The 26,523-nt window shown below is 66.4% G+C and carries 27 protein-coding genes and 1 pseudogene; 5 read left to right on the top strand and 23 right to left on the bottom strand.

All coding sequences use genetic code 11. The annotated features are described in order from the left end of the window. Nucleotides 1–12 precede the first annotated feature (12 nt). On the top strand, nt 13–672 hold the full coding sequence (locus IPN92_14425; protein MBK8639400.1) for an LON peptidase substrate-binding domain-containing protein: 660 nt from the start codon (nt 13–15) through the stop codon (nt 670–672). 93 nt (nt 673–765) lie between these two features. On the opposite strand, the gene IPN92_14420 is transcribed toward IPN92_14425, so the two are convergent. Both IPN92_14420 and IPN92_14415 read right to left on the bottom strand, forming a co-directional pair. Beyond that, nucleotides 766–1,401 (bottom strand): hypothetical protein, encoded by a 636-nt coding sequence (locus IPN92_14420; GenBank protein ID MBK8639399.1) that lies wholly within the window; start codon nt 1,399–1,401, stop codon nt 766–768. A gap of 34 nt (nt 1,402–1,435) precedes the next feature. Then, nucleotides 1,436–2,110, bottom strand: coding sequence for a Fe2+-dependent dioxygenase (locus tag IPN92_14415; protein MBK8639398.1), 675 nt, complete (start codon nt 2,108–2,110; stop codon nt 1,436–1,438). Between the two features lie 113 nt (nt 2,111–2,223). Here IPN92_14415 and IPN92_14410 point away from each other — a divergent pair, with 113 nt between their 5' ends. Then, entirely contained in the window at nt 2,224–2,817 is a 594-nt protein-coding gene (locus IPN92_14410; protein ID MBK8639397.1) for a hypothetical protein, read from the top strand. A gap of 124 nt (nt 2,818–2,941) precedes the next feature. On the opposite strand, the gene pnp is transcribed toward IPN92_14410, so the two are convergent. From pnp to rimP, 7 genes are all read right to left on the bottom strand, one after another. Beyond that, entirely contained in the window at nt 2,942–5,170 is a 2,229-nt protein-coding gene (gene pnp / locus IPN92_14405) for a polyribonucleotide nucleotidyltransferase (protein MBK8639396.1), read from the bottom strand. An 82-nt stretch (nt 5,171–5,252) separates the two neighbouring features. Next, nucleotides 5,253–5,522, bottom strand: a complete 270-nt coding sequence (gene rpsO, locus IPN92_14400; protein MBK8639395.1) for a 30S ribosomal protein S15 — start codon at nt 5,520–5,522, stop codon at nt 5,253–5,255. A gap of 148 nt (nt 5,523–5,670) precedes the next feature. Continuing rightward, nucleotides 5,671–6,597, bottom strand: a complete 927-nt coding sequence (truB, locus tag IPN92_14395; GenBank protein MBK8639394.1) for a tRNA pseudouridine(55) synthase TruB — start codon at nt 6,595–6,597, stop codon at nt 5,671–5,673. A 62-nt stretch (nt 6,598–6,659) separates the two neighbouring features. Next, the gene (rbfA, locus tag IPN92_14390) at nt 6,660–7,028 is read right to left on the bottom strand and encodes a 30S ribosome-binding factor RbfA (GenBank protein MBK8639393.1); all 369 of its coding nucleotides are present in this window, start codon (nt 7,026–7,028) and stop codon (nt 6,660–6,662) included. Between the two features lie 34 nt (nt 7,029–7,062). Further along, a complete protein-coding gene (infB, locus tag IPN92_14385; GenBank protein MBK8639392.1) occupies nt 7,063–9,870 on the bottom strand; it encodes a translation initiation factor IF-2 in 2,808 nt (935 codons plus the stop codon). Between the two features lie 18 nt (nt 9,871–9,888). After that, a complete protein-coding gene (gene nusA / locus IPN92_14380; GenBank protein MBK8639391.1) occupies nt 9,889–11,394 on the bottom strand; it encodes a transcription termination/antitermination protein NusA in 1,506 nt (501 codons plus the stop codon). Nucleotides 11,395–11,408: 14 nt separating this feature from the next. Then, nucleotides 11,409–11,873 carry a ribosome maturation factor RimP gene (gene rimP / locus IPN92_14375; GenBank protein ID MBK8639390.1) on the bottom strand — a complete coding sequence of 155 codons (465 nt, stop codon included), beginning with the start codon at nt 11,871–11,873 and terminating at the stop codon, nt 11,409–11,411. A gap of 268 nt (nt 11,874–12,141) precedes the next feature. On the opposite strand from rimP, the gene IPN92_14370 reads away from it, so the two are divergent. Further along, nucleotides 12,142–12,687, top strand: coding sequence for a SprT-like domain-containing protein (locus tag IPN92_14370; GenBank protein MBK8639389.1), 546 nt, complete (start codon nt 12,142–12,144; stop codon nt 12,685–12,687). A 5-nt stretch (nt 12,688–12,692) separates the two neighbouring features. Here IPN92_14370 and IPN92_14365 read toward each other — a convergent pair whose 3' ends face one another. From IPN92_14365 to IPN92_14315, 11 genes and pseudogenes are all read right to left on the bottom strand, one after another. After that, nucleotides 12,693–13,766 carry a homoserine O-succinyltransferase gene (locus tag IPN92_14365; protein MBK8639388.1) on the bottom strand — a complete coding sequence of 358 codons (1,074 nt, stop codon included), beginning with the start codon at nt 13,764–13,766 and terminating at the stop codon, nt 12,693–12,695. A gap of 52 nt (nt 13,767–13,818) precedes the next feature. Then, nucleotides 13,819–14,655: pseudogene (locus tag IPN92_14360) on the bottom strand (ATPase). Between the two features lie 84 nt (nt 14,656–14,739). Next, the gene (locus tag IPN92_14355) at nt 14,740–15,483 is read right to left on the bottom strand and encodes an S-methyl-5'-thioinosine phosphorylase (GenBank protein ID MBK8639387.1); all 744 of its coding nucleotides are present in this window, start codon (nt 15,481–15,483) and stop codon (nt 14,740–14,742) included. A 147-nt stretch (nt 15,484–15,630) separates the two neighbouring features. After that, complete coding sequence (locus IPN92_14350; protein ID MBK8639386.1) at nt 15,631–16,074, bottom strand: hemerythrin domain-containing protein; 444 nt, start codon at nt 16,072–16,074, stop codon at nt 15,631–15,633. 229 nt (nt 16,075–16,303) lie between these two features. Continuing rightward, nucleotides 16,304–16,861, bottom strand: coding sequence for a hypoxanthine-guanine phosphoribosyltransferase (locus IPN92_14345; protein ID MBK8639385.1), 558 nt, complete (start codon nt 16,859–16,861; stop codon nt 16,304–16,306). A gap of 42 nt (nt 16,862–16,903) precedes the next feature. Next, nucleotides 16,904–17,950 carry a beta-N-acetylhexosaminidase gene (gene nagZ, locus IPN92_14340; protein MBK8639384.1) on the bottom strand — a complete coding sequence of 349 codons (1,047 nt, stop codon included), beginning with the start codon at nt 17,948–17,950 and terminating at the stop codon, nt 16,904–16,906. A gap of 148 nt (nt 17,951–18,098) precedes the next feature. Continuing rightward, entirely contained in the window at nt 18,099–18,884 is a 786-nt protein-coding gene (locus tag IPN92_14335; protein MBK8639383.1) for an ABC transporter permease, read from the bottom strand. Between the two features lie 38 nt (nt 18,885–18,922). Further along, on the bottom strand, nt 18,923–19,849 hold the full coding sequence (locus tag IPN92_14330; protein ID MBK8639382.1) for an ABC transporter permease: 927 nt from the start codon (nt 19,847–19,849) through the stop codon (nt 18,923–18,925). A gap of 64 nt (nt 19,850–19,913) precedes the next feature. Continuing rightward, nucleotides 19,914–20,408 carry a L,D-transpeptidase gene (locus IPN92_14325; GenBank protein ID MBK8639381.1) on the bottom strand — a complete coding sequence of 165 codons (495 nt, stop codon included), beginning with the start codon at nt 20,406–20,408 and terminating at the stop codon, nt 19,914–19,916. Continuing rightward, nucleotides 20,405–21,448 carry an ABC transporter permease gene (locus tag IPN92_14320; protein ID MBK8639380.1) on the bottom strand — a complete coding sequence of 348 codons (1,044 nt, stop codon included), beginning with the start codon at nt 21,446–21,448 and terminating at the stop codon, nt 20,405–20,407. The genes IPN92_14325 and IPN92_14320 overlap by 4 nt, the downstream gene beginning before the upstream one ends. A gap of 55 nt (nt 21,449–21,503) precedes the next feature. Then, nucleotides 21,504–22,385, bottom strand: coding sequence for an ABC transporter ATP-binding protein (locus tag IPN92_14315; protein MBK8639379.1), 882 nt, complete (start codon nt 22,383–22,385; stop codon nt 21,504–21,506). Between the two features lie 154 nt (nt 22,386–22,539). On the opposite strand from IPN92_14315, the gene IPN92_14310 reads away from it, so the two are divergent. Further along, entirely contained in the window at nt 22,540–23,118 is a 579-nt protein-coding gene (locus tag IPN92_14310; protein MBK8639378.1) for an NnrU family protein, read from the top strand. A gap of 116 nt (nt 23,119–23,234) precedes the next feature. Beyond that, nucleotides 23,235–23,750, top strand: coding sequence for a CIA30 family protein (locus IPN92_14305; GenBank protein ID MBK8639377.1), 516 nt, complete (start codon nt 23,235–23,237; stop codon nt 23,748–23,750). A 98-nt stretch (nt 23,751–23,848) separates the two neighbouring features. Here the strand turns inward: IPN92_14305 and IPN92_14300 are convergent, their stop codons facing one another. The 3 genes from IPN92_14300 to fumC all read right to left on the bottom strand — a co-directional run bounded on the left by IPN92_14300 (nt 23,849) and on the right by fumC (nt 26,512). Beyond that, entirely contained in the window at nt 23,849–24,475 is a 627-nt protein-coding gene (locus IPN92_14300; protein ID MBK8639376.1) for a bifunctional (p)ppGpp synthetase/guanosine-3',5'-bis(diphosphate) 3'-pyrophosphohydrolase, read from the bottom strand. An 11-nt stretch (nt 24,476–24,486) separates the two neighbouring features. Next, nucleotides 24,487–24,672, bottom strand: coding sequence for a hypothetical protein (locus IPN92_14295; protein MBK8639375.1), 186 nt, complete (start codon nt 24,670–24,672; stop codon nt 24,487–24,489). 436 nt (nt 24,673–25,108) lie between these two features. Beyond that, on the bottom strand, nt 25,109–26,512 hold the full coding sequence (fumC, locus tag IPN92_14290) for a class II fumarate hydratase (GenBank protein MBK8639374.1): 1,404 nt from the start codon (nt 26,510–26,512) through the stop codon (nt 25,109–25,111). Nucleotides 26,513–26,523 lie beyond the last annotated feature (11 nt).

The raw sequence follows: 26,523 nt of genomic DNA, 5'->3' as shown, positions 1-26,523 counted from the left end.
GGAGTTATTGCCATGCCCTCGCCCTTCATGCCCAAGTTCGCCGACCTGCCCGCGGAATTGCCGATCTTCCCGCTCGCCGGGGCCGTGGCCATGCCGGGGATACAGCTCCCCCTCAATATCTACGAGCAACACTATCTCAACATGATTCAGGACGTGCTGGCGACGGACCACCTCATCGGCATGATCCAGCCCCTGATCGGCCAGGAGGATGTCAAAGTCCCGGCCCTGCACCGGGTCGGTTGCGCCGGGCGCGTCACCTCCTACAGCGAGACCAATGACGGGCGTGTCGTCATCGTCCTCACTGGGGTATGCCGCTTCGAGGTCCAGGGCGAACTGGAGGAGACCCGGGGCTATCGCCGGGTACGCGCGGGCTGGAGCCGCTTCGCCAACGATTTTCTGCCGGAGGGCGGTCACCTGGTGAACCGCGATCGCTTTCTCGCCTCCCTGCGCGCCTATGTCCGCCCGCGCGGGGTCGAGATCCCCTGGGATGACCTCAAGGGCATGGAGGACCTGGATCTGATCAATCTCCTGACCGCCCACCTACCCTTGCCGTCGGAGGACAAGCAGGCTCTGATCGAGACCATTCCTCTGGCGGACCGCGCCGAACTCATGCGTGGCCTCATGGACATGGCCTCGGCCTCCAGCGTAGAGGGCGTCGAGCAGCGGCATTGAGCCTGGGGCGGCGGATGCGCGGGGGGCGAATTCGCCCGAGCGACTGGGGCTAACCGGGCCGTCCGCCGGCACCCGGGAAGTCAGGTTTAGGCGCTAGGGCGTTGCCAGAGGGTTGCGCGCCGCGCCCAGGGTATCCGGGCCAAAGACGATCTTGCCGGCGGTGCCATCGTCCATGTAGAGGCCACCGATGCCGTTACGGCCGTTGCGGTCGCGGACCATCTGGGCCCACCCCTTGAGACCATTGTTGCAGCGGACCTGGAAGACGGCCTGGGTGTCGCCCGCGAAGGCGTCGTAGCCACCCTGGCAGACGAGGCGTTCGTTGCTCACCCGAAAGTGGGCGGCGAAGGGCTGTGACCTGTAGGTGCCGAGCAGAATTTCGTTGCCAACCACCACGGCGAAGGGGCCCGAGGTGGACTCACCGGGCAGGTCCGGCTGGCGTTGGGCCTGGCGATATTGGGCCCAGGTGCGGTTGACGCAGGTGACATAGTCCGCCGGGTCGAGACGGCCGCAGAGGATTTCGCCATACTCTTCGACCGTGATGGGGGTATAGAGGGCCCCCCAGCGTTCCGGCTCGTCCCTGGTGCCAAAACCGGCAAAGATGCCGCAAAAGCCGGTGGGCTGGTTGGCCGTGCCATCGAAGCGATTGAATTCGGTGGCGGGACGCCGGCTACAGCACCCCGAGAGCCCGATCCCCGCGACGAGCAGCAGGGCGAGCCCAACCCGCCTCACCCCCGCCCCTGGCCACGCCGTCCCGCCCACGGGCTTACAGATCCGCCCACATGCGCAACAGGTTGGCATAGGACCGGTCCACGTAGCCCGTGGTCGCCGTGCCTGGCGCCTCCTTGAGGAGGGCCTCGCGGGCCAGGTTGAGCTCATAGAGCAGCTCCCGGCGGGCGGCATCGCGGACATAGCTCTGGATCCAGGTCAGGGCCACCAGGCGCTCTCCGCGGGTGACCGGGGCCACCTGGTGCAGGCTGGAGGAGGGATAGACCACCGCATCCCCGGCCGGAAGTTTGACCCGCTGATCGCCGAAGGGGGTGCGCACCACCAGTTCGCCGCCGTCATAATCCTCGGGCGGATTGAGGAAGAGGGTCATGGAGACATCGGTGCGAAAGCGCGGCCCGGTCGCGCCCATGATGGGGTCGTCCACATGATCGCCATAGGTCATGCCCGGCTCATAGCGGGCGATGATGGGGTCGGCGACCCGGTGCGGTAGGGCGCCGAAGCGGAAGGTCTCGTTGTGGCCCAGGCTGGCCATGATGACGCGGATCAGGCGCCCCATGCGCTGCTCATCGGCTTGCAGCTCCAGGTTGTTCTTGACCCGGGCGGCGGCAAATCCGGCGCTCAGGCGGCCATCGACAAAGGCGGCCCCTTGGAGGATTTCATGAATCTTCTCCACCTGGGCGGCATTGAGCAGGCCGGGGATGGTAAGGAGCATAACGGCTTATCCCTATCTCGCGGGGTGGGTAGGACATGGCGGGGCCGGGACGGATCACCGGCGCTCTTCTGCTAGAATGCCTGTTTTCGTCCACTCGCGAAAGGGGAAACGAGATGCGCCTCAAGGCCATCATTGAGGATCAAGAATTCAGTCTGGAAGTGCCCGACCCAGTCTTGAAGGAGGGCGAGGCCTTCTTCGCCAAGCTGGACGCCGACATGGATCAAGGCTGGCAGATGAGTCGGGAATGGGTCGCCCATCCCAGCAAGGTCGAGCGTTGCCAGATCGTCGGCGACAAGCTTCTGACGGCCCTGGAGAAAGAGAACACCAAACTCGGCATCCTGATGGCCGGCTACATCCTCACCCGCCTGCCCGGGGTGGAGTCCGTCACCCTGGACACCCACGGCGAGATGCAAAACAGCATCTTTACGGTCGCCGCCCGCCCCGCTACCGCCGCGCTCCAGCCAGAACCCAGCTTCGCGCCCACCCCCGCGCCCCTGGGGCTCGACAAGTTCCAGGCCATGGAACAGGCGGGCAACGACGTCACCCAAGTCTTCAAAGTCGGCAAGGGCTACCGCTTTTCCGTTTACGACCACGCCAGCGGCCAATGGCTGGACGGTCCCCTGGTCGCCCAAGAGGCCGACGCCGAACGTCTGCGCCAAGCCGCCTTCAAGGCCCGCTTTGAATCCCTGCAGCAACAGCCGGGCTGATCCCCGCCAAAATTTACCAACGCCACCACCATAAAGGGGCCTCGCGGCCCCTTTATGGTGGCTGGGTATAGCACCCAGCACTGGTCAGTCTTCGGCGTTTAAAGGTAGGGCCGGAACACCCTAATCAGCCCTCCAGCGCCTTCATGCTGAGGCGGATACGACCCTGCTTGTCCACTTCCAGGACCTTGACGCGGACTACATCCCCCTCGGACAGCTTGTCGCTGACGTTCTGGACGCGCTCCTCGCTGATCTGGGAGATATGCACCAGGCCATCGCGACCGGGGAGAATGGTGACAAAGGCACCAAAGTCCATGAGGCGCGCCACCCGGCCCTCGTAGATGGCCCCCACCTCGACATCGGCGGTGATGAGCTCGATCCGGCGCTTGGCCTCCTCGCCGGCGCTCTTGATGACCGAGAAAATCTTGACCAGGCCGTTATCGTTGATATCGATGGTGGCACCGGTCTCCTCGGTGATGGCGCGGATGACGGAGCCGCCCTTGCCGATGACGTCGCGGATCTTCTCGGGATGGATCTTGAACTCGATGATGCGCGGGGCGTGCTCGGACATCTGGGCACGGTGGGAGCCGATGACCTTGTTCATCTCGCCCAGGATGTGCAGGCGCCCGGCCTTCGCCTGGGCCAGGGCGGTCTCCATGATCTCCTGGGTGATGCCCTCGATCTTGATATCCATCTGGAGGGCATTGATGCCGCTGGCGGTACCGGCGACCTTGAAGTCCATGTCGCCCAGGTGATCCTCATCGCCCATGATGTCGGTGAGGACGGCGAAGGCATCGCCCTCCTTGATCAGGCCCATGGCCACGCCGGCCACGGCACCCTTGACGGGCACCCCCGCGTCCATCAGGGACAGACTGGTGCCGCAGACGCTGGCCATTGAGCTGGAGCCGTTGGACTCGGTGATCTCGGAAACCACGCGCACCGAGTAGGGGAACTCCTCGATGCTCGGCATGCAGGCCAGGACGCCACGCTTGGCCAGCCGACCGTGGCCGATCTCGCGCCGCTTGGGGCTGCCGACGCGACCCACCTCGCCCACGCAGAAGGGCGGGAAGTTGTAGTGGAGCATGAAGGGCTCGCGATGCTCCCCGTCCAGGGCGTCGATGATCTGGGAATCCCGCTCGGTGCCGAGGGTGGTGATGACCAGGGCCTGGGTCTCGCCGCGGGTGAAGAGGGCGGAGCCGTGGGTGCGGGGCAGGACGCCCGTGCGGATGCTGATGGGGCGGACCGTCTTGGTGTCGCGGCCATCGATGCGGGGCTCGCCGGCCAGAATGCGGCCGCGGACGATCTTCATCTCCAGCTTCTCGATGGCGCCATAGACCTGGCTCTGGGTCCAGGCCGTGCCCTCGCCGCTGAGTTCGGTGTAGAGTTCGGAGCGGATAGCATCCAGGGCATCGTAGCGGGCCATCTTCTCCTTGATGAGGTAGGCCGCGCCGAGGCGCTCGGCGGCGATGGCCGCGACGGCGGCAGCCAGGGCGGGATCGCTCTTGGCGGGGGTCCAGGCCAGGGGCTTCTTGTTGACCTCGGCCGCCAGCTCGCGGATGGCCTGGATCGCTACCTGCATCTGCTGGTGGCCAAAGAGGACGGCGCCGAGCATGACCTCCTCGGACAGGCCCCGGGCCTCGGATTCGACCATCAGCACGGCATGCTCGGTGCCCGCCACGATGAGGTCCAGGTCACTGTCGAGACCCAGGCCGACCACGGAGGGGTTGAGGAGATACTCGCCGTTCTTGTAGCCGACCCGCGCCGCAGCGATGGGCCCGTTGAAGGGGGCGCCGGAGATGGCCAGGGCCGCCGAGGCGCCGATCAAGGCCGGTACCTCGGGGTTGACGGCGGGATTCAGGGACTTGACCGTGGCGATGATCTGCACTTCGCGGCCGAAGCCGTCGGCGAACAGCGGGCGGATCGGGCGGTCGATGAGGCGCGAGGTGAGGATCTCGTTCTCGCTCGGCCGGCCCTCGCGGCGGAAGAAGCCGCCGGGGATGCGGCCCGCGGCATAGGTTTTTTCCTGATAATCCACGGTCAGGGGCAGGAAGTCCTTGATCTCGGTGGCGCGCTTGTCGATCACCACCGTCACGAGCACGACGGTGTCATCAACATTGATCAGGACGGCGCCATCGGCCTGGCGGGCGATTTCGCCCGTCTCCAGGGTCACGGTCTGGGCGCCCAATTGGAAGGTCTTTTTGATGTGAGTCACTGGGGGTTCCTCGGGGCTGTGGCAGGCCGGGGCGATATGCCCCCGTTGAGCGGCCTGGGGGCGCGGGCGGGGATATGACCGGCGCCATTCGGGATGAGGCACGGGGTGACCCGGGGGGTTGACCCCGGGTTCCGTGATGGGCATAAGCTAGGGCGCCCCGCGGCAAGGCGAGGCGCCCAAAGGTCGGGGGACCCCCCTTGGGGTCCCGGGCCATCCGGCACGAGGATCAGCGGCGCAGACCCAGGCGGGCGATCAGCTCGCGGTAGCGGTCGACATCCTTGCCCTTGAGGTAGTCAAGCAGCTTGCGGCGGGAGTTGACCATGCGCACCAGACCCCGACGGGAGTGGTGATCGCCCTTGTGCTGGGCAAAATGGCCACTCAGGTCGAGGATACGGGCGGTCAACAGGGCCACCTGGACCTCGGGCGAACCCGTGTCCCCGGGGCTGCGCTGGTAGTCTTCAACGACCTTGGCTTTGTCGGCTGTGCTCATTGCCATGTTGTCTTACTCCTGTTAGGGGTGTTGCGACGGTGGCCCTTGGCGGCGTTACCGCCGGCCCTCCGACAATGAGTTCAGGGGGCCAGGCCTTGGGTTAGGGACGGCGGGCAGGCGGCCAGCCGACCAGGAAAAGCATAGTGGCTTGCGGTTATAGCAGACGCTTAGGCTGCACCTTGCCATCATCGAGGATGCAGCCAACGCCCAGAAAATGGAGCGAGGGATCATAAAGCCGCACCAGACCCTCCGTCGGGGCCTGCGGTACCAGCACCGCCTGACCCTGACGCAGGTAGAAGGCGGCATCGGCCGTCAGGCGCACCGCCGGCCAATGATCCAGGGCGCTCGCCAGCGGCAGAAGCAGGGCGTCGAGCAGAGGGTAGGCGCCCTCCTCGTCCGCCATGACGATCGCCTCGAGCTCACCCAGGGTCACGAAGCGGCTCTCGGGCTGGACGTAGGGCCCCACGCCGGTGCGGCGCAGGCCGATGACGTGGCCACCACAGCCCAGCATGGCGCCGATGTCCTCCGCCAGGGTCCGCACATAGGTGCCCTTGGAGCAGTGGACGTCCATCTCCAGTTCCGGCAGGGCCAGTTCGAGCAGTTCCAGGGCATGGATGGTCACGGTGCGCGTCTGGCGCTCCACCTCGATGCCCTGGCGCGCCAGCTTGTAGAGGCGCTCGCCCTGGTGCTTGACCGCCGAATACATGGGGGGAAGCTGGTCGATGGGGCCCCGGAAGCGATCCATGGCCGCCCGCACCCGGGCCTCGTCCAGACCCGCCACGGGCCGCGTCTCCAGGATCTCGCCCTCGGCGTCGGCCGTGGTGGTCGTGACCCCCAGGCGCACCCGTACCCGGTAACGCTTGTCGGCGTCGAGCAGATAGGTGGAGAACTTGGTGGCACCGCCCAGACACACCGGCAGCAGGCCGGTCGCCAGGGGGTCCAGGCTCCCGGTATGGCCCGCCTTATTGGCCTGAAAAAGCCGCTTGACTCGCTGGAGGGCCTCGTTGGAGGTCAAATTCAGCGGCTTATCCAGCAGCAGAATGCCATCGATATCGCGGCCGAGCCTACGCCGACGCCCCATAAATCACGTTTCCATAAAAGGATTGAAAATTGAGCCCGCTACCGGACCGAGACCGCGATGGATCAATCCGCCTCCTCGCTCACGGACGCCATGGCCCCATCGATCAGGCTCGTCAAGTGCTCGCCCCGGGCGATGGACTCATCGTGCTCGAAATGGAGTTGCGGGATGATCCGCAACAGCATCCGGCGCGCCAACTGAGCCCGCAGAAAACCGGAGAGCGGGCCATTCAGCAGCTTCGACTGTCCCTGACTCGCCTCGTCCAGGGGGAAGCAGGTGAAAAAGATCTTGGCCCAGGAGAGGTCGCGGCTGACCCGGACCTCCTGAATCGTCACCTGTTGCAGGCGCGGGTCGCGGACCTCGTCACGGAGGATGGCCGCCAACTCGCGACGCATCTCCGCGCCGATCCGTTCGGTGCGATCAAATTCCTTCATGAGCGGTTCCGGTGCCGGGGCTCAAAACTACCGCCTAGAGCTCGCGCTTGCGCACGGTACGCTCGAAGACCTCGATATGGTCACCGGGCCGTACGTCGTTGTAGTTCTTGACGCCGATGCCGCACTCCATGCCGGCCTTGACCTCGGCCACGTCTTCCTTGAAACGGCGCAGGGATTCCAGGGACCCCTCGTAGATGACCACATGCTCGCGCAGGACGCGGATGGGGTTGTTGCGCTTGATCTGACCCTCCTGCACCATGCAGCCGGCGATCGCGCCGAACTTGGAGGAACGGAAGACGTCGCGGACCTCCGCCAGGCCAATGATGGTCTCGGTCACCTCCGGGCTCAGCAGGCCGGACAGGGCCTTTTTCACATCGTCGATCAGCTCGTAAATGATGCTGTAGTAACGCAGATCGAGTCCCTTGTCCTCCACCACCCGCCGGGCCGCGGCGTCCGCGCGGACATTGAAGCCGAGCAGGATGGCATTCGAGGTCACCGCCAGGTTGGCGTCGGACTCGGTGATACCGCCCACACCCGTGGCCACGATCATCACCTTGACCTCATCCGTGGAGAGCTTGTTCAGGCTATCCCGCAGGGCCTCCATGCTGCCCTGGACATCGGCCTTGAGGACGATGTTGACCGTCTTGGTATCGCCTTCCTTGAGCTGGGAGAAGAGCTGGTCAAGGCTGGCCACCTTCTGATCGTCGAAGCGGGACTGGCGCTCGCGGCCCGCGCGCAACTCGGCGACCTCGCGGGCGCGGCGCTCGTCGGCCACCACCACCACGTCGTCACCCGCGTTCGGGGTGCCGGAGAGACCCAGCACCTGCACCGGGATCGAAGGTCCGGCCTCGCGCACCGGCCGCCCCGTCTCGTCGAACATGGCGCGGACCCGGCCAAATTCGGTGCCGGTGACGATCATGTCGCCCTGATGCAGGGTGCCGGCCTGGACCAGGATGGTGGCCACGGGGCCTCGGCCCTTGTCCAGACTGGATTCAACGACGGCGCCGCGGGCGGGACCCGTGATCGGGGCCTTGAGCTCCAGGACCTCTGCCTGCAGCAGCACGGCCTCCAGCAGGTCATCAATGCCCAGGCCCGACTTGGCGGAGACCTTGACCATGATGGTATCGCCACCCCACTCCTCGGCCACAACCTCGTGCTGGGTCAGCTCCTGCATCACCCGGTCTGGGTTGGCGGAGGGCTTGTCCATCTTATTGATGGCGACCACGATGGGCACCTTGGAGGCACGGGCGTGCTGGATGGCCTCGACGGTCTGGGGCATGACGCCATCGTCCGCCGCCACCACCAGGATGACAATGTCCGTGACCTGGGCGCCCCGGGCCCGCATGGCCGAGAAGGCGGCGTGACCCGGGGTATCCAGGAAGGAGACCATGCCCCGGCCCGTCTTCACATGATAGGCGCCGATGTGTTGGGTGATGCCACCCGCCTCGCCCGCCGCCACCTTGGTGCGGCGAATGTAGTCGAGGAGCGAGGTCTTGCCGTGATCGACGTGGCCCATGATGGTAACCACGGGTGGCCGCGATTCCAGAGCCATCTCGCCCAACTCACGCTCCAGTTCTAGCATGAGGGCGTCCTCGACGCTCTCGCGCTTGGCGGCAATGGCCTTGTGGCCCATCTCCTCGACCAGCAGAGTCGCGGTATCCGCGTCCAGGGACTGGTTGATAGTGACCGCCAGGCCCTGCTTGAACAGCTCACGGATAACATCCGACACCTTGGCGGACATGCGCGAGGCCAGTTCGCCGACGGTAATGGACGGGGGAATTTCAACCTCGCGCACCACCTTCATGGTGGGACGCTGGAAGCCATGCTTATCCTGTAATTGGGGCTTGCCGAGGCGCTTCTTGCGTCGCACGCGGCCACCCGGCGCAGCGGCGCCCGGCTCCTCCTCATAGTCGGCCTGGGGCAGGACGATGATGTCGCGATCCCGCAGGGAATCCTTGCGCGCCGCCTTTTTAACGGAACGCTCCTTCTCGGTGGCCTCGGCCCGTGGCTTAACGACCTTGATAGGCTTGGCCTCGACCTTGACACCCTCTTTGCGGGCCTTGGGACGGGCAGTGCCTTCCTCCTCTTCCTCCACCTCAAGGTCTTCCTCGACGACGGGCTCCTCCAGGCGGGCCTTGGCCTCCGCCTCGGCGCGGCGACGGACCTCTTCCTCGGCCAGGCGGCGGGCCTCGGCCTCGGCCTGACGGCGCATCTCCTCCTCGGCGCGCCGGCGAGCCTCGTCCTCGCGCGCCTGACGTTCCTGGTCCTCCTGGTCGGCGAAGCGGCGAGTCTCCACCTCGGCGCGCCGGGCCTCCAGTTCGCCACGGCGGCGCGACTCGTCGAGACGGGTGCGTGGGGGTTCAATGCGACGCCGCGGCTCGGGGGCGACGGCTGGCGCGGACCGGGTAGGGGCCGGAGGGGGCGGCGCCTGTACCGGTGGTGGTGGCGGTGGCGCCACCTCGGCCTCGCTTACCTCGCCCGTTCCGGGACGTTTGACATAAATGCGCTTCTTGCGCACCTCGACGCTGACCGTCTTGGCGCGGATCGCCGGCGTGGGCGCGCGCGTACCACCGCCGGGGGGACGGGGCGAGGAGGCCGGCTGGCGCAACTCACTGACGGACTTGCGCTGCAGGGTGACGCGACTGGGTGCCCCGCTGGCGTCCGTCGCATCCTGTTTGCCGTGACTACGCCGCAGGTAGGTCAGGAGTTGCACCTTTTCCTGCTCGCTGAGTTGGGAATCCCCATCGGCGACAATGATTCCCGCGTCCTTCAACTGGGTCATCAGCCGATCGACCGGGATCCCCACGATTCCGGCGAGATGTTTAACCGTAACTTCACTCATTCGGTGTGGCCTCCGCCGTTAGACGCTCGCCGCCTCGGTAAACCAAGGTTCGCGCGCCTTCATAATCAATTGGGCTGCCCGCTCGCCGTCGATGCCGGTGGCTTCCACCAACTCATCCACGGACTGCTCGGCAAGGTCGTCCATGGTCAGGATGCCGTGACTGGCCAGGGTGTAGGCGAGGGCCTCGTCCACGCCCTCCATGGCCAGCAGGTCCGCCGCCGGTTCCTTGACCAGGGTCTCCTCGCTGGCGATGGCGCGGGTCAGAAGGGCATCCTTGGCGCCCTCGCGCAACTGATTGACCAGGTCCTCGTCAAACTCGGCGATGGCCAACATTTCGGCCAGGGGGACAAAGGCCACCTCATCAATGCTGGTGAAGCCCTCCTCGACCAGCACCAGGGCCACATCCTCATCGATATTCAGCTGTTCCATGAAGCTTTCCAGCAGCTTACGGGATTCCTGCTCGCTCTTGGACGCCGCATCCGACTCGTTCATGACATTCAGTTGCCAGCCGGTGAGCTGGCTGGCGAGGCGGACATTCTGGCCACCACGGCCAATGGCCTGGGACAGGTTCTCCTCCTTGACCGCCACATCCATGCTGTTGGCGTCTTCGTCGATGACGATGGAGACCACGTCCGCCGGCGACATGGCGTTAATGACGAACTGGGCCGGATTCTCGTTCCAGAGGATGATATCCACCCGCTCGCCGTTGAGTTCGTTGGAGACGGCCTGGACCCGGGAGCCGCGCATGCCGACGCAGGCGCCCACCGGGTCGATACGGGGGTCGCGGCTGCGGACGGCGATCTTGGCCCGCGCGCCCGGGTCCCGGGCGGCCCCTAGGATCTCGATGACGCCCTCGCCCACCTCCGGGACCTCCAGCTTGAAGAGCTCGATCAGCAGTTCCGGCCGGGTGCGGCTGACAAAGAGTTGGGGGCCGCGCGGCTGGGCGCTGACCTCGTAAAGATAGCCGCGCAGCCGGTCACCGGGGCGCACGGACTCCCGGGGTATGACCTGATCACGGGGAATGAGGGCCTCGGCGGTACCGCCCAGATCCAGGATGATGGTGCCCCGCTCGGCCTTCTTGACCAGGCCCGTGACCAGTTCACCCTTGCGCAACTCGTAGGACTCGACCACCTTGGCGCGTTCGGCGTCGCGCACCTTCTGCACGATCACCTGCTTGGCGGCCTGGGCGGCGATGCGGCCCCCCAACTCAATATCAATGGCGTCCTCGACGACATCCCCCACTTGCAGGGCGGCATCGCGGGCCCGGGCCTCGGACAGGGCGATCTGGGCGTCGAGATTCTCCAGAGCGGCCCCTTCTTCGGGGTCCTCGACCACCTCCCAGCGCCGGAAGGCATGGTATTCGCCGGTGGTGCGATCGATGGCCACGCGGGCATCCGACTCGCCGCCGAGTTTCTTGCGCGTAGCCGAGGCCAGGGCCGCCTCCATGGCGTCGAAGATGACCTCCTTAGGCACATCCTTCTCATTCGAGACGGCCTCGACGACTAACAGGATTTCTTTACTCATTCATTAATCCGGAATCAGAATTCAGGGACCAGCCGCGCGGACTCGATCGTGGCCAGGGGCAGCTCCCGGACGGCGCCATCGACTTCCAGCCGCAGGCGGTCGCCCTCGACCCCGGCCAGCAGGCCCTCGAAGTTACGCCGGCCCTCCAGCTTGACGCCGAGGCGCACCTTGGCCCGCCGGCCGCGGAAGCGTTCGTAATGCGCGACGCCGAAGAGGGGCCGATCAAGCCCAGGGGAGGACACCTCCAGGTCGTAATGGCCCGGGATGGGATCCTCCACTTCCAGCACGCCGCTGAGTTGATGGCTGACGGCCGAGCAGTCGTCCAGATTGATCCCCTGCTCGGCGTCGATATAGACGCGCAGGAGGGAACCCCCATGACTACCGCCGTGCGGTAGATGCTCTACGCCGACCAGTTCGTAGCCCATGGGCTCCACGACCAAACGGGCCAGATCCACCAACTTGTGTGCCGAATGCGTCATCCACCGCCGTAAAACAAAAAAAGGGCCAATTGGCCCACTCGCTGCGAGTCGCCCCCGAACGAGTGTGCCCGTCCAGGCAACGACAAACCAAAAAAAACCCCGTTGTCGGGGTCCTGCCTGCGTCCAGGGGGTTCGGGACGGAACCTCTGCTGCTCCAATCCATGTGATAATACGGTTTCCCTCGGCTCAGGGCAAGCAAAACCCCGCCCTCATTAGCCGCCGCCCATGGCCAGCCAGCCCCGCCCGCGCGACGACCCGCACCATGACCATGACCCAGCCCAGCCCCCCTCCGCACCTCCCCCTGGATCACCTGATCCTGCTGGCGCGCTCGCGTACCCAGGCCCTGCTGGACGAGGCGGCGCGGCATTTCGGCCTGAAGACGCCCAAGGTTGAGATCCATTTCGATCTGCGTGGCCGCGGGGCGGGACAGGTCCGCCGACAGGCCGGCGGGGTGTGGATGGTGCGTTATAACCCGGCCCTGCTGGAGCGTCATGGGGAGGGCTTCCTGGCCCGCACCGTCCCCCACGAGGTGGCCCACATCCTGGCCTTCCGCCTGCACGGCCTGGGCATCCAACCCCATGGCCCCGAGTGGCGGTCTCTGATGCAAGGCTTTGGGGCCGCCCCGGACCGCTGCCATGACTTCGACGTCAGCGGTCTCCAGGCCCGCACCCTCAACCGCTACCCCTATCAGTGCGGCTGCCGGTCCCACCTGCTGACCAGCATCCGCCACCATCGCATCCTGCGCGGCCAGCGCTACCTGTGCGGCACCTGCGGACAGCCCCTGGAACTGGCCCGGGAGGGGGGCCAGCCCTGATCGCCTCAGCGGCCAGCCAGCCTCAAGGGGTCCGTGGGGTCCACCCCCGACATGAAGGGCAGCCGCCGGTCGCTGTGGGTGATCTGATAGATGACCCCCATCCAGTTGCCCACCACCCCTTCCGCCGTGTCATGCCAGGTATTGTCGAGGGAGAGGGCGATGCGCGCCTCCGGGAACGGAGGGGCGGTCTGGCCGCGGTCAAGGGCGGTGAGAATCCGGGCGCGGTGCTCCTCCAGGATGGCGCGGTCCCGCAGCCGGAAGGTGTTCTCCGGAAAGGGGGGGTAATCCCGCCGCTCGCGGGCGATAAAACGCCTGACCTCGCGCTGGTACTCCTTGAGGAGGGAGACGGTGTCGTACTCCGGATGCCCCTGAAAGAAGACCAGGCGAAAGCCGTCCTCGCTGACCGCCAGATGCACGCCCGCCTCATCGCTCTCCGCCAGGACCCGGAGCCCAGCCGCGTCGAACTGCCGTCGGTCGATCTCATTGAAACGGGAATGCGGGACGTCAAAGAGGGTATTGACGCTCGCCACCAGGGGGTGGGCGCGGTCCACGACCCGATGCGGATAGACGCCCCACCGCTTGCGCGGCAGTCCATAACGTCGCTGGCCATACCGAAACTGGAGGACGGCATGGGTGGCGAGGCAGGAACAGAGGGTGGAGGTGACGTGCTCCATCGCCCAGTCCACGACCTTAATCAGGGGCTCCCAGAAGGCCTCGTTCGAGAGGTCGGGCTGGGTGACATTGGCGCCGGTGATGATGAGGGCATCCAGGCCATCCTCGCGGATGCGCTCGAAGGGCTGGTAATACCGCTGGATGTGGGCCCGGGCCTCGGCCTTGCGGGGCAGGGCCTCGAGACTGAAGGGGTGAACGTAGAATTGGGCGATCTGATTGCTTTGGCCGATGAGACGGAAAAACTGTCGCTCGGTCGCCGCCAGGGCCGAGTCCGGCATCATGTTGCAGAGGCCGATGTGCAGTTCGCGAATGTCCTGCTGGTGGGCGCGGGCCGGGTCCAGGATGTTCTGTCCCTCCGCGCGCAGGCGCTCGAAGGTCGGCAGGTCGTTATGGGCGACGATAGGCATCTGATGAATCTCGGGATGGCGGGGCGGGTCTCGGCGATGACCCACAGCCCTTGCGGGCGATGGCCTGCTCGATAAGTTCAAGAAAATCGCGCTCGTCGCGGACCCGGGCCACCTCGGGGGAGGCCACGGTGTAGCCGTGGGGCGCGGCGATGGCCTCGTAACGCGGCACGCGGGAATGGAAGAGGCGCGGAAAGACCCAGCGCGTGAAGTCGTTCGGGTCGATCTCCGCCACATAGTCCAGCTGGTACTCGGCCAGGTAGTCGCTCACGGCGGCGGCGAGGAATTGAGGGCGGTAATAGAGTGGCTTGGGATCGGCCTGAGCGCGCTCGATGAGCTTGATTTCGTCCTCCTCCGGGACCTGGATGTAGAGGATGAGGCTCTCGTCCGCCAGCAGGTCGATCACCCGGGGCTCGTCCAGTTCGCAGAGGGAACCGCCCACGTCGTTGACCAGGTGGCGGTAGCCATAGATCTCCCGCGCCTTACATTTGAAGTCGGGCACGTCCATCATGGCCGCGATCTCCGCCTGGCGGTACAGGGCCTGGCGGCGGTTGAACTCCTCCAGCCCCAGCCCCCCCAGTTCGGGATCGCCCAGCTTGCCGACAAAGCCCAGCACCGGCCCCAGATCATCGACCTTGATGTTGTTACGGATGAAGATCCAATCCTGACGCAGCAGGTCCCGCAGGAAGGGCACCTGCATGGCCTGCCCCTTGATGAGGTCCAGGATATGCTCATCCAGGTAGCGGGTGCCGATGCGGTAATCCCCGGAATAGTGAAACCAGTCCTGCCGGCGCAGGATGCCCGAGAGGTGGGTCTTGCCAACCCCGGACATCCCCAGCAAGGTGATGCACTTGTTGTCCCAGGCGCGAAAGGCTTCGACGGTCAACTTCACGGCAATGGCTCCTTGGCCGGCGGAAAATGGGGGCGAGGGACAGGATTTTACGCCATGCCCCCAGGGGATCGATACGGGCCCGCGCTAGGCCGCCACGCCGACCAGGGCGGTCAGTATCCGCTGGATGGGATCGCCGCAGGCCGCCATGTTGGCCTCGAGTTCGGAAAAGGCGATCTCCCCTTCCGCCTTGCCGGCCGCCCAGTTGACGACAAAGGCCAGGCAGGCGTAGCAGAGCCCCAGTTCCCGGGCCAGGGCCGCCTCGGGCATACCGGTCATGCCGACGAGGTCGCAGCCATCGCGCTCCATGCGGCGGATCTCGGCGGCGGTCTCCAGGCGCGGACCCTGAGTCACGCCATGGGTGCCACCGTCCACCATGGCGATGCCGGCCGCCCGCGCCAGCCGGAGCAGATCGGCGCGCAGGGCCTCGCAATAGGGCCGGGTGAAGTCGATATGGACCACCCCCGCCTCGCCGCCCTCGTGGAATGTCTGGTCACGGCCATGGGTATAGTCGATGAGGTGATCCGGGGCCGCCAGTAACCGGGGGCCATAGGCGGCATGGATACCACCCACGGCCGCCAGCCCCACCACCCGCTCGGCCCCCAGGGACTTGAGTGCCCAGAGGTTGGCGCGGTAGTTGACCGCGTGGGGCGGGATCCGGTGCCGCGAGCCATGACGGGACAGAAACAGGAAGTCCCCGCCCGCGAGACGGCCCTGCTGGATAGGGGCGGAGGGCTGGCCATAGGGGGTCTCGGGGCAAACCTCTCCCAGGAACTCCATTCCGGGCAGGCTGGCAAAGCCCGATCCCCCGATGACGGCGATATGGCTCATGGCTGACGGATCTCGTATACAGAGGCCAGGGAGTTTAGCCAAGGCCAGGCGAAAAAAACCGGCGTGGTTAGCCCGACGCCGGTTGGGGAAGAACGGGGAACGGATCGAGGGCTGGGGCACGCGGCCAAGGGCCGCGGGGACGCCCAGCTAGGCCCGGATCTCCTTAAAGAGTCCGATCTCCACCAACTTGGGAAACAGCACCCGATTCTCGCGATCGATACGCTCGGCGACCATGCCAAAGACCGCCTGGCTCTCGCGCAGAAAGTCCTCGGTGAAGTTGAAGTCGCAGTTCTTGAGCCACTTGCGGTGATATTCATCGAAAGTCTGCCGCAGAGGTCTCTCCCCGCTGATGAAACCCCAGGCGATGGACTTGACCCGGGGATCATCGTTAATGAGCAGGGAGGGATAGACGCCACGATCCTCCTCGCTCAGATGCTCCTTGACCTTACTACCCAATTCGCACAGCAGCAGGTAGGCCGTCCTGGCGTTAGGGCGAATTTGCAGCATCTCGGGGGTTAACAATTGCCGCAAGTCCTCGATCATTTGCAGCAGGTCCGTATGGCGATTACGGTAATGGGCCAGATCAAGCATGGGACCCTCCTCATGGTCTCGTAGTTATTGTATGGGTGGTGTGCGCGGATCACTCTGACCCATCCGCGCCATGCACGACATTGACCGGAGGCGAGGGGCCGCACGCCACTTCTATAATTGAAAATCCCAACAATGTCAACAACCATATATTTCCATTAGCTTTTTCTTAATTTCCCATCTTCTTCACATAGGAGGGACGGGACCGGCGCCCTGGCCAATATCCATCACCTCAGACATCATCGGCCGCCACGGCGTAGATGCCGGCGGCATTGCGGAAATAGTCCTTGTAGTCGAGCCCGTAGCCATACAGGTAGAGATCCGGGGTCCGGACGCCGACATAGTCCACCTCGATCTCCGCAGCGCGCGCTCGATCCTTGGCGACCAGGACCGCGGTGCGCACGCTGACCGCGCCATCTTCCCGGCAGGCCCGGATGGCCGCCTCCAAGGTCAGCCCCTCGTCCAGAATGTCGTCCACCAGCAAGACATGGCGCCCCTGAATGGCGGCGCTGGGACGGTGCAGCCAGGCCAATTCACCGCCCCGGGTCGCCCCCCGATAGCGCGTCGCGTGCAGATAACCCAACTGGAGCTGAAAATCCAGGCGCGGCAGCAGGCGACCCGCCACGATCACGGCACCCGTCATGACGCACAGCACCAGGGGGTCGCTCCCCGCCAGGTCCTGGGTTATCGCCCTCGCCATCCGGTCCAGCGCCAGCTCCAGCTCCTCGCCAGGGACGATCAAGGCGGCCCGGGCCGCCACGGCGGCATAGTCTTCCGGAGTCAGACGCATAGGGGTAGCTCCTCGGTTCATCCGTAGCGGCGGTTCAGGGGTTCAGAGGCCAAGATCAAGGGAGACCGCCTCTTCCAGAGCCCCAACCTCGCGCACGCCCTTTTGCCAGCGGGGATCCAGGTGCAGATGGGCCCGATCCAGACTGCCGCGCCCATGCATGCGCAGACAGCGCAAATGAATGGTGGGGTCGTCGTAATGGCGCAGGGCATCCACCATCTCCAGGGTCGCCGGGCGGTTGTTGCAGATCAGGAGGATATCGCAGCCGGCATCCAGGGCGGCGCGGGCACGATCGCCGTAACCGCCGCCCGCCGCCGCCGCGCCCATGTTGAGATCGTCGCTGAAGATAACGCCCTGGAAGGCCAGTTGCCCACGCAAAATCTCCTTCAGCCAGAAGGGCGAAAAGCCCGCCGGCCGGGCATCGACATGGGGGTAGAGAACATGGGCCGGCATGACCGCCTCCAGGCCATGCCGAATGAGGCGATCAAAGGGCACCAGATCCTCCATCTCGATCTCCGCGAACCGGCGGTCATCGATGGGCAACTCGGCGTGGGAGTCCGCGGCTACCCCGCCGTGACCGGGAAAGTGTTTGCCGACCGAGGCCATACCCGCGGCCCGCACCCCTTCGCACCAGGCCCGGGCGAGGTCGGAGACCCCATTGATAGTGTCCGCGAAGGCCCGGTCGCCGATGACCCCGCTGACGCCGCGATCCAGGTCCAGGACCGGGGCAAAACTGAAATCCACGCCCAGAGCCCGCAGTTCCGCGGCCATCAGCCAACCCACCGCCTCCGCCGCCTGCCGAGCATGTTGGGGATGGCGCCGGGCCAGTTGGCCAAAACGGGCCGCCGGCGGCAGCCGGGTCAAACCCTCGCGACAGCGCTGCACCCGCCCCCCCTCCTGGTCCACGCTGATGAGGAGACGCGGCTCCCGCAGGGCGTGGATCGCCATCGTCAGGGCCGCCAGTTGGTCTGGATCGCGATAATTACGGGAAAAGAGGATGACGCCACCGACCGCCGGGTGGCGCAGCAGGTCGCGCTCCTCGGCGGTGAGTTCAAGCCCTTCAAGATCGAGTATGACGGGACCCAGGGACACGGTGTGAGAACCTCCAGCGGGTTGGAAATGACGATCGGGGTATCAGCATAGCCGGCCTGGGCGCTGGCGGCCAGAATCGGCCCCAACGGACGGCATCCCGGGCCGGATGAGCCGCGGGTGGACGGGGATCTCCGACCGACCCGGACCCTCAGCCCGGATGACGCACATCCAGCCAATCGCGCAGCCGGTCCCCCAGGAGATTCACGGAAAAGACCACCCAGGCGATGGCGATGCCCGGGGCTATCACCAGATGGGGCGCCACCAGCATGTAGCTCACGCCATCGCGGATCATACTGCCCCAGGAGGACTGGGGCGGCTGGACGCCCAGGCCCAGAAAGGACAGGCCGGCCTCGGCGACCACCACCCCGGCGATACCGAAGGTCGCCTCCACGATCAGCGGCGCCAGGGCCAGAGGCAAGAGGTGGCGCAACAGGATGCGCCCGGGACCGACGCCCAGGGCGCGCGCCGCAATTACGTGGTCGCGTTCCTTGAGGGCCAGGATCTGGGCCCGGGTCAGGCGGGCGTAGCCGACCCAGCCGGTCACCGACAGGGCGATGATCAGATTATCGATGCCCGGCCCCAGGATCCCCGCCAGGGCAATGGCCAGGAGAATGCCGGGAAAGGCGAGGAAGACATCGATCAACCGCACCAACACCAGGTCAACCCAGCCCCCGGCGAAGGCACTGATACCACCCACCAGGACGCCGACCAGGGCCGAGAGGGCGACGACGCCGAACCCCACCAGGAAGGCGATGCGGGCCCCCACCAAGAGCCGGTCCAGGACGGGACGGCCCAGGTCATCACTGCCGAGCAGCGCGCCCGGTCCGGGTCCCGCCAAGATCGCCGGCAGATCCACCGCGTTCGGTGTCAGGGGCAGCCAGGGCCCGGCCAGGGCCACGACGATCCAGAGCAGCAGAAAGGCCGTCGGCGGCATCCAGCCCACTCCACGCGGCCAATAGCCTGCCCGGGACGTCATGAGGCCCCCCAATGGATGCGCGGATCGACCCAGGTATAGACCAGGTCGGTGAGGGTATTGACCAGGACATAGGTCAGGCTGACGAGCAGGACGCAGGCCTGGACCACGGGATAGTCACGACTCTGGATCGCCTCCACCAGCAGACTCCCGACCCCGGGCCAGGCGAAGACGGTCTCGGTGATGACGGCACCGCCCAGCAGGCCGCCCAGTTGCATCCCGATGAGGGTCAGGATCGGCAGCCAGGCGTTGCGCAGGGCATGGCCCCAGAGGACCCGGCCCTCGGACAGACCCTTGGCGCGGGCGGTGCGCACATAATCCTCCCCCAACACCTCCAGGACACTACCGCGCACCATGCGCGCCAGGATCGCCGCCATCCCGGTGCCCAGGGTAATGGCCGGCAGGATGAGGCTCGCCAGGCCCTCGCGGCCGCTCACCGGCGTCCAGCCGAGCCAGAGGGAAAAGGTCAGGATCAGGAGGGGGCCGAGCCAGAAGTTGGGGATGGAGACACCCACCAGGGACAGCCCCATGGCGCCGGCATCCAGGCGACTGCCGCGATGGCGCGCCGCCAGCACCCCCAGCGGCAGGGCCAGAACCAGGGCCAGGCCCAAGGCAGCGGCGGTCAGCTCCAGGGTCGCCGGAAGGCGTTCACCCAGAATGCTCCCTACCGGACGGCGATCCTGGAAGGACTCACCCAGATCGAGGCGGACCAGGCGCCCCAGATAGTCCAGGTACTGGTCGATCAAGGGCCGGTCGAGGCCCAGGGCGGCCCGCAGGGCCTCCCGGTCCGCCGGCTGGGCGCTCTCGCCCAGCATTGCCTCCACGGGATCACCCGGCACCAGATGGATGAGCAGAAAGACCAGGGTACAAACCCCCAGGACCACCAGCAGGGCCGAGCCGAGGCGGGAAAGCAGGAGCGAAAACAAAGTACAGTCTCCAGACTCAGGTCGGGCTAAGGCCCCGTCGCGTGGGAGCCTAAACGCAGGCCGGTCACTGGATCTCCACCAGGGTTCCCGCGGGGGCCAGGTCGAAGAGTCGCAGCAGGTCCGCGTCGCGCATGCGAATACAGCCGTGTGACAGGGGCACCCCCATGGGCGCCGTCTCCGGACAGCCGTGGATATAGATATAACGCCGCAAGGTATCGACCCGCCCACCGCGATTGCGGCCGGGCTCCAGGCCGGTCAGCCAGAGGATGCGGGTGAGTATCCAGTCCCGTTCCGGGAAGAAGGCCGCCAGCTCGGGGCCGTGGACCTCGCCGGTGGGCCGACGGCCGACGAAGACGGTACCGGTTGGACAGCCGGCACCGATGCGGATGCGCACCCGATGCAGGCCCCGTGGCGTACAGCCGCTGTCACGCCACTCGCCGGGGCCATTGCGGCCCGTGGAGACGTTGGCCTCCAACAACAAGGCGTCTTCCTCGAACAGCCGCAGGCGCTGACGGGCCAGATCGACCAGGACCCGGCGGCGGAGGGTCCGCCCGGCTATTCCCACCGAAACAGCCAGGCGGCGATGCCGATAAAGACCAGAGCCAGGGCCGCGAGGAGGGCGACCTGGGGCAGGACATCCACCACCTGGGCGCCGTCGATCATGACCCTGCGGGCGGCATCCACCAGATGCGTCAGAGGCGAGAGTTGGGACAGGAAGCGGGCGATCCCGCTGGTGCCTTCCATGGAGTACCAGACCCCGGAAAGCAGGAGCAGGGGCCAGGAGATGAGGTTGAGGACACCATTCGCCAATTCCTCCGTGCGCCACCGGGAGGCGACGATGAGCCCGAGGCTGATGAGGCAGAGGGCGCCGGCGGCGTAGATGAGGACCAGGGCGGCATAGGAGCCGCGCATGGGGAAATCGAGCAGCAGATCGACACCCACATAGACTAAGAGACTCGCGGCCATCACCACCAGCAGACGGGAGAGGACCTGGGCGGTGAGAAACTCGAAGGGCGTCAGGGGCGTCGCCTTGAGCCGGCGCAGGACACCGTTCTTGCGGTACCGCACGATCACCCAGCCCACCCCCCAAAGACTGGAGAACATCACATTCATGGCCAGAATGCCGGGCAGCACCCAGTCCGCGTAGCGCAGGGCGGCGCCACTACGGGTCCGCCGCTCTGGTCCCACCGCTTCACCCGGGGCGGGTCCGCCCACCCCGGCCTCGGCCCCGAGCAGGAGGCGCTCCGCCAGATAGCCGCGCGGGGACTCCAGATTGACCCAATAGGCGGGGGGCTGGGCGCGGGGGTCCAGCAAGAGGTCGAGCTGGTGACGATCCACCTGAGTGATGGCGCCCTCCAGATCCGTCACGGGGACGAACTGGATATGATCGAGGGCCAGGAATCCGGTCGTGGTGGGCGGCAGGGCCCCGTCCACCGTCACCACCCCGACCTTGAAGGGGGCCTCGGGGTCGCCGCTGAAGATAACGGCGAAGGCCAAGACCATCAGGATCGGCATGAAGATGTTCCAGCCCAGACCCGCGCGGTCCCGGTAAAACTCCCGGTTGCGGGCGACGAGGACGGCAAGGATACGACGCCACATCTTGGCTACTCCCAAGTTCCCGAGTGCAGGGGGTTAGAGGATGGGGGTCTGCCAGTCATGTCCGCAGGTCGTGCCCCGTGAGCTTAATAAACAGGTCCTCCAGATTGGGGGTCGCGACCCGCAGAGCACACAAATCCGCCCCGACCGCCTCAAGCTCCTTGAGGACCGGCGGCACTGCCTCGGCGAACAGCTCAATTTCGCCATTGCGGCTCACGGCACCCGCCGGCAGGGGCGTCTGGGGGGGCCAGCCGGCGGCGGGCAGCCGGATGACGGTGGCCGGGAAGTGCTCCCGCACCAGTTGGGCCGGGTTGCCCCGGGCGATGATCCGTCCCCGATCGACGATGGCGATCTCATCGCAGAGGCGCTCGGCCTCTTCCATGTAATGGGTGGTGAGCACCACCGTGGTCCCGCGCGCCCGCACCGTCTCGATCAGGCCCCAGAAGTTGCGCCGGGCCTGGGGATCGAGCCCCGTGGTGGGCTCGTCTAGAAAGACCAGTTCCGGCTCGTTCACCAGGGCAATGGCCAGCAGCAGGCGTTGGCGCTGGCCCCCGGAGAGCTTGCGGGTGTCCCGGTCCAGGATCTCGCCCAGGTTGCAGAGCCGGACCAGTTCCTCGCGGTCGGCGGTGCGGCGATAAAGGGCGGCGAACATGTCCAGGGACTCGGCCACGGTCTGAAAGTCCTGGAGGGCGGTGGCCTGAAACTGGATGCCGACGGCCTCGCGATAGGCCGCGTCCAGGGGCCGGCCCCGGTAGCGAACCTCGCCGGCGGTCGGCGTCTGGATACCCTCCAGCATCTCCAGGGTCGTGGTCTTGCCGGCCCCGTTGGGACCCAGGAGCCCGAAACAGCCGCCCAGGGCCACGGCAAAGCTCACCTCATCCACGGCGCGCACGCCAGGGTAGGTTCGGACCAGGTTACGGGCTTCGATCAGGCTATCCAAGGATAATGACTTTGAGGTGAGGGTGGACAAGGGCGGGGACAGGGGCGGCTGGCTTCCGGTAGTATTGTCCCAAGCCCGGGCGCGGACCGCCAGCAACCATTTCCCGCCCTTACCCCCGCGACCCCATCCTGACTCACCCCACCGGAGACCCCTCGTGACCATCCTCATACTTGGCCTTTGTCTCTTCCTCGGCATGCACTCCCTGGGCTTTCTCGCCCCCGCCTGGCGTGGGCGCCTGGTGGCGCGCCTCGGCCAGACCCGCTGGCAGGGCATCGCCGGCCTGGTCGGCCTGGTCGGTTTTATCCTGATCGTCTGGGGCTATGGCCTGGCCCGGGCCGAGCCCCTCTATATCTACTCTCCGCCGATCTGGACCCGCCACCTGAGCCTCTTGATCATGCTGCCGGTCTTCCCCCTGCTCCTGGCCACCTATCTGCCCGGCCGCATCCAGGCCGCGGTCGTCCACCCCATGCTGACCGCGGTGATCATCTGGGCCCTGGCCCACCTGACCGCCAACGGTACCCTGGCGGACCTGCTGCTCTTCGGGGGGTTCCTGGCCTGGGCCCTGACGGACCGCATCTCCCTCCTCACCCGCAAGGCCCCCGTGGTCCAGGGCGCGCCCCGCCGCCAGGCCAATGACCTGATCGCCATCGGCGCCGGGCTCGCCCTCTATGTCATCTTCCTGCTATGGGCCCACAAGTGGCTGTTCGGGGTCTCGCCCCTGGGCGTGGCATGACCCGCCCAAGGGGCTGCCCTGGGCCCTGGTCCTGGCCAGGATTACCCCCCCAAGGGCTCGACGCAGCCCTGATCGGCGCGGCCCTGATATGCGTACTGCTGGTCGTGGAGACATCAATGAGTGATGAGTTACCCATCCCTACCCGCCTGGTCATCGACTTTCGCGACCCCGCCCAGGCCCAAGGATGGACCTCGGTCGATGATCAGGTGATGGGCGGTGTCTCCGCCAGCCAGGTCAGGGCGACGCCCGCGGGGCTGGTCTTCAGCGGCGAGGTGTCCCTGGCCAACAACGGCGGCTTCGCCTCCATCCGCGCCCTGCCCCGGGACTATGATCTGGCGGGGGCCACCGCCCTCATGCTGCGGGTCCAGGGCGATGGCCAGACCTATAAATTCGGGATTCGCACCGACGATGCCTTTGACGGGGTGCAATACCAGGCGCGGGTGACAACCGAGGCCGGGGAGTGGCTGGAGGTACCCTTGCCGCTATACGCCTTCCAGCCCAGTTTTCGGGGCCGCCCAGTGCCGGCCCCGCCCCTGGACCCAGCGCGAATCAGGGTCTTCGGCCTCCTCATCGCCGATCGCCAGGCCGGACCCTTCCGGCTCCTGGTGGAATCCCTACAGGCGCGGTTCTGAGCTCCGGCCCGCCCTAGCCCTCGTGTCCGGTCGTCAGTTGCGGGCGAGCCTCCGGCAAGCGTTGGTGGCTGCGCGGTCAGGCGAGCTACGACACAGCGCTAGCGCGAGAGGGCGTGAAGGCCCGGGCCACCGGCGCTCGTCAACGCCAGCAACCCCGCCAAATCGCGCCCCAGGGCCCCCGCCAGCAGCTCCGGTACCCGCCCCGAAAAGGCGGCAACCAGTTCCTGGTAGTACCAGAGCGAGCCCGCCTTGCCGCCCGTAAAGCGGTCCCAGACGCCCTCGCCGGTCTCCGTCAGGTCCAGCAAGATAGCCTGCAGATTGGCCAGTTTGTCGCAAGCGGACACCAGGATGCCGGGGCCGACGGCCGCCCGCAGGTGGGCGAGATAGGCCTCCTTGCGGGGTCGCCAGGGCGGCTTGAGGCCCGCCGCACCCGGCAGGCCATCGGTACAGAACTCCACCAGTTCGAGCACCTCGGGTCCAAAACTGTCCTGAATGGGTTGTGCCCAAGCAGGCCCGGCATCCTCCAGGACATCATGAAGCAGGGCCGCGAGGATCTGGGCCTCGGAGCCGCCATAACGCTGGACCAAGGCGGCCACGGCCACCGGGTGGGTGATGTAGGGCAGCGGCAGGCCCGCCGCGTTTTCGGTGCCCTTGCGGATTTGCCCCTGGTGGGCAATGGCGGCCAGGGTCAGGGCGGCGTTGAAGCGTTCCGATAGGGTTTCCAATGGCCAGATCCCTAAAGGTGACGGACCGGCACGCCGAAGAGGGCGCCGAGGATGTGCATCACCAGCGATCCCACCAGGGTCAGGATAATGACCGCCGGGATGGCGGCAATCGAGGCCTTAACCATAAACACCACGATGGACCAAAAGGGCATTTTGATATCCACCACAGTGACTTCGCCCGCATGAGGGTTTTCCATGTTGCTCTCCAGTGATCGCCAGGTTGAATGGTTGACTGCTGCACGGCCTGGCTGGGGGACGCGGGGCCCGACGCCAGGTCCCCGGCGTGATTCAGCCACCAGCGGCCCCCCATGATCAGGGACCAAGTGACCCTGCACCCAGGCTCGTTGAAATAGGATGGCCTGGTATAACCGCCATGGCAAACAGCCGTGACCCCAAACGGCGGCGCCTGCGACTCGGGACAGAGCATTTCGCTACCCGCCTGGAGGTGATTAACGCCGGCTGCTTTGGCAAGTACCAGCACCTGCTTGCCTAACTGGGCGCCGCCCGAACCGGTGCGAGCCCTGCATGAAGCCAAGTGGCTGGGACAGCTACTGGAACCCAAGGGTGGCCAAGATGGTCGAGAAGCACGCCGGGGAGGCCATCCCCCTGATCGTCAAGGGTTCCTGACCTTCCTCAAGCTTCGTCCGGGTGTGGCCGTGCCATGCGTGCCGGCTGGACCCAGCAGTCGTATTCTTCCGCCGTAACCTGGCCCGAGGCCAGGGTGGCCTCGCGCAGGCTGATGCCTTCCCGGTCCGCCCGGGAGGCGATGGCGGCGGCGCGGTCGTAGCCGATATGAGGCGTCAAGGCGGTGACCAGCATCAATGAGCGCTCCAGCAGGTCGGCCATATGGCCGCGTTCGGCCGTGATGCCGCGCACGCAGTGGGCCTCGAAACTGGCCATGCCGTCGGCCAACAAGCGCACGCTTTGCAGAAAGGCATGGGCGATTAGCGGCTTGTATGCGTTCAATTCGAAATTGCCTGAAGCGCCGGCGTAGGTGATCGCCACATCGTTGCCGAACACCTGGCAACAGAGCATGGCTAAGACCTCGCATTGGGTCGGGTTGACCTTGCCCGGCATGATGGAACTGCCGGGCTCATTCGCGGGCAGGCGCAACTCGCCCAGGCCCGCGCGCGGCCCCGAGGCCAGCCAGCGGACATCGTTGGCGATCTTGGTGAGGGCGGCGGCCAGGGTTCTGAGGGCGCCATGGGCCGCGACCAGTGCGTCGTGGGCGGCCAGGGCGGCGAACTTGTTCACGGCGCTCCGGAAGGGCAGTCCGAGGCGCGCCGACAGTTCTGCCGCGACCCGGTCGCCAAACCCGGCAGGACTGTTCAACCCGGTGCCCACCGCCGTGCCGCCGATGGCCAGGTCCAGCAAGGCCGGCAGGGTCGCGGCGATGATCTGGTGGGCATGATCCAGTTGGGCAACGTAGCCGGAGAACTCCTGGCCCAGGGTCAGGGGTACGGCATCCTGGAGGTGAGTTCGGCCGATCTTGACGATATCGGCAAATTCGCGCGCCTTGCCGTCCAGTGTTGCGCCTAGTGTATCCAGGGCGGGCAGCAGCCGGTGCGTCAATTCCAGGCACGCGGCCACGTGCATTGCGGTTGGGATGACGTCGTTGCTGGACTGGCCGAGGTTGACCTGGTCGTTGGGATGCACCCGGCGCGCCTCGCCGCGGCTGCCGCCAAGCAGTTCCGAGGCCCGGTTGGCCAGGACCTCGTTCAGGTTCATGTGGGTCTGGGTGCCCGAGCCGCTCTGCCAGACCATCAGGGGAAATTCCCGGTCATGCCGACCCGTCAGCACCTCGTCGGCGGCCGCGACGATGGCTTGGCCCGGGGCCGGGTCGAGCCAGCCGAGGTCCTGGTTGACCTGGGCACAGGCCCTCTTGACTTCGGCCAGGGCCAGAATCAGCGGACCCGGCATGGTTTCCGAGGAGATCCGGAAGTTCTCTAGGGCGCGCTGGGTCTGGGCACCCCAAAGTCGGTCGGCCGGGACCTGTACAGTGCCCAGGCTGTCGCGCTCGCTACGAGTGTCGCTCATGACGCCCTCCG

The sequence above is a fragment of the Chromatiaceae bacterium genome (assembly GCA_016714645.1).
Classification (GTDB): Bacteria; Pseudomonadota; Gammaproteobacteria; order Chromatiales; family Chromatiaceae; genus M0108.
Note: the sequence above shows the minus strand (reverse complement) of the source record. Positions and strands in the feature narration are given on the sequence as shown.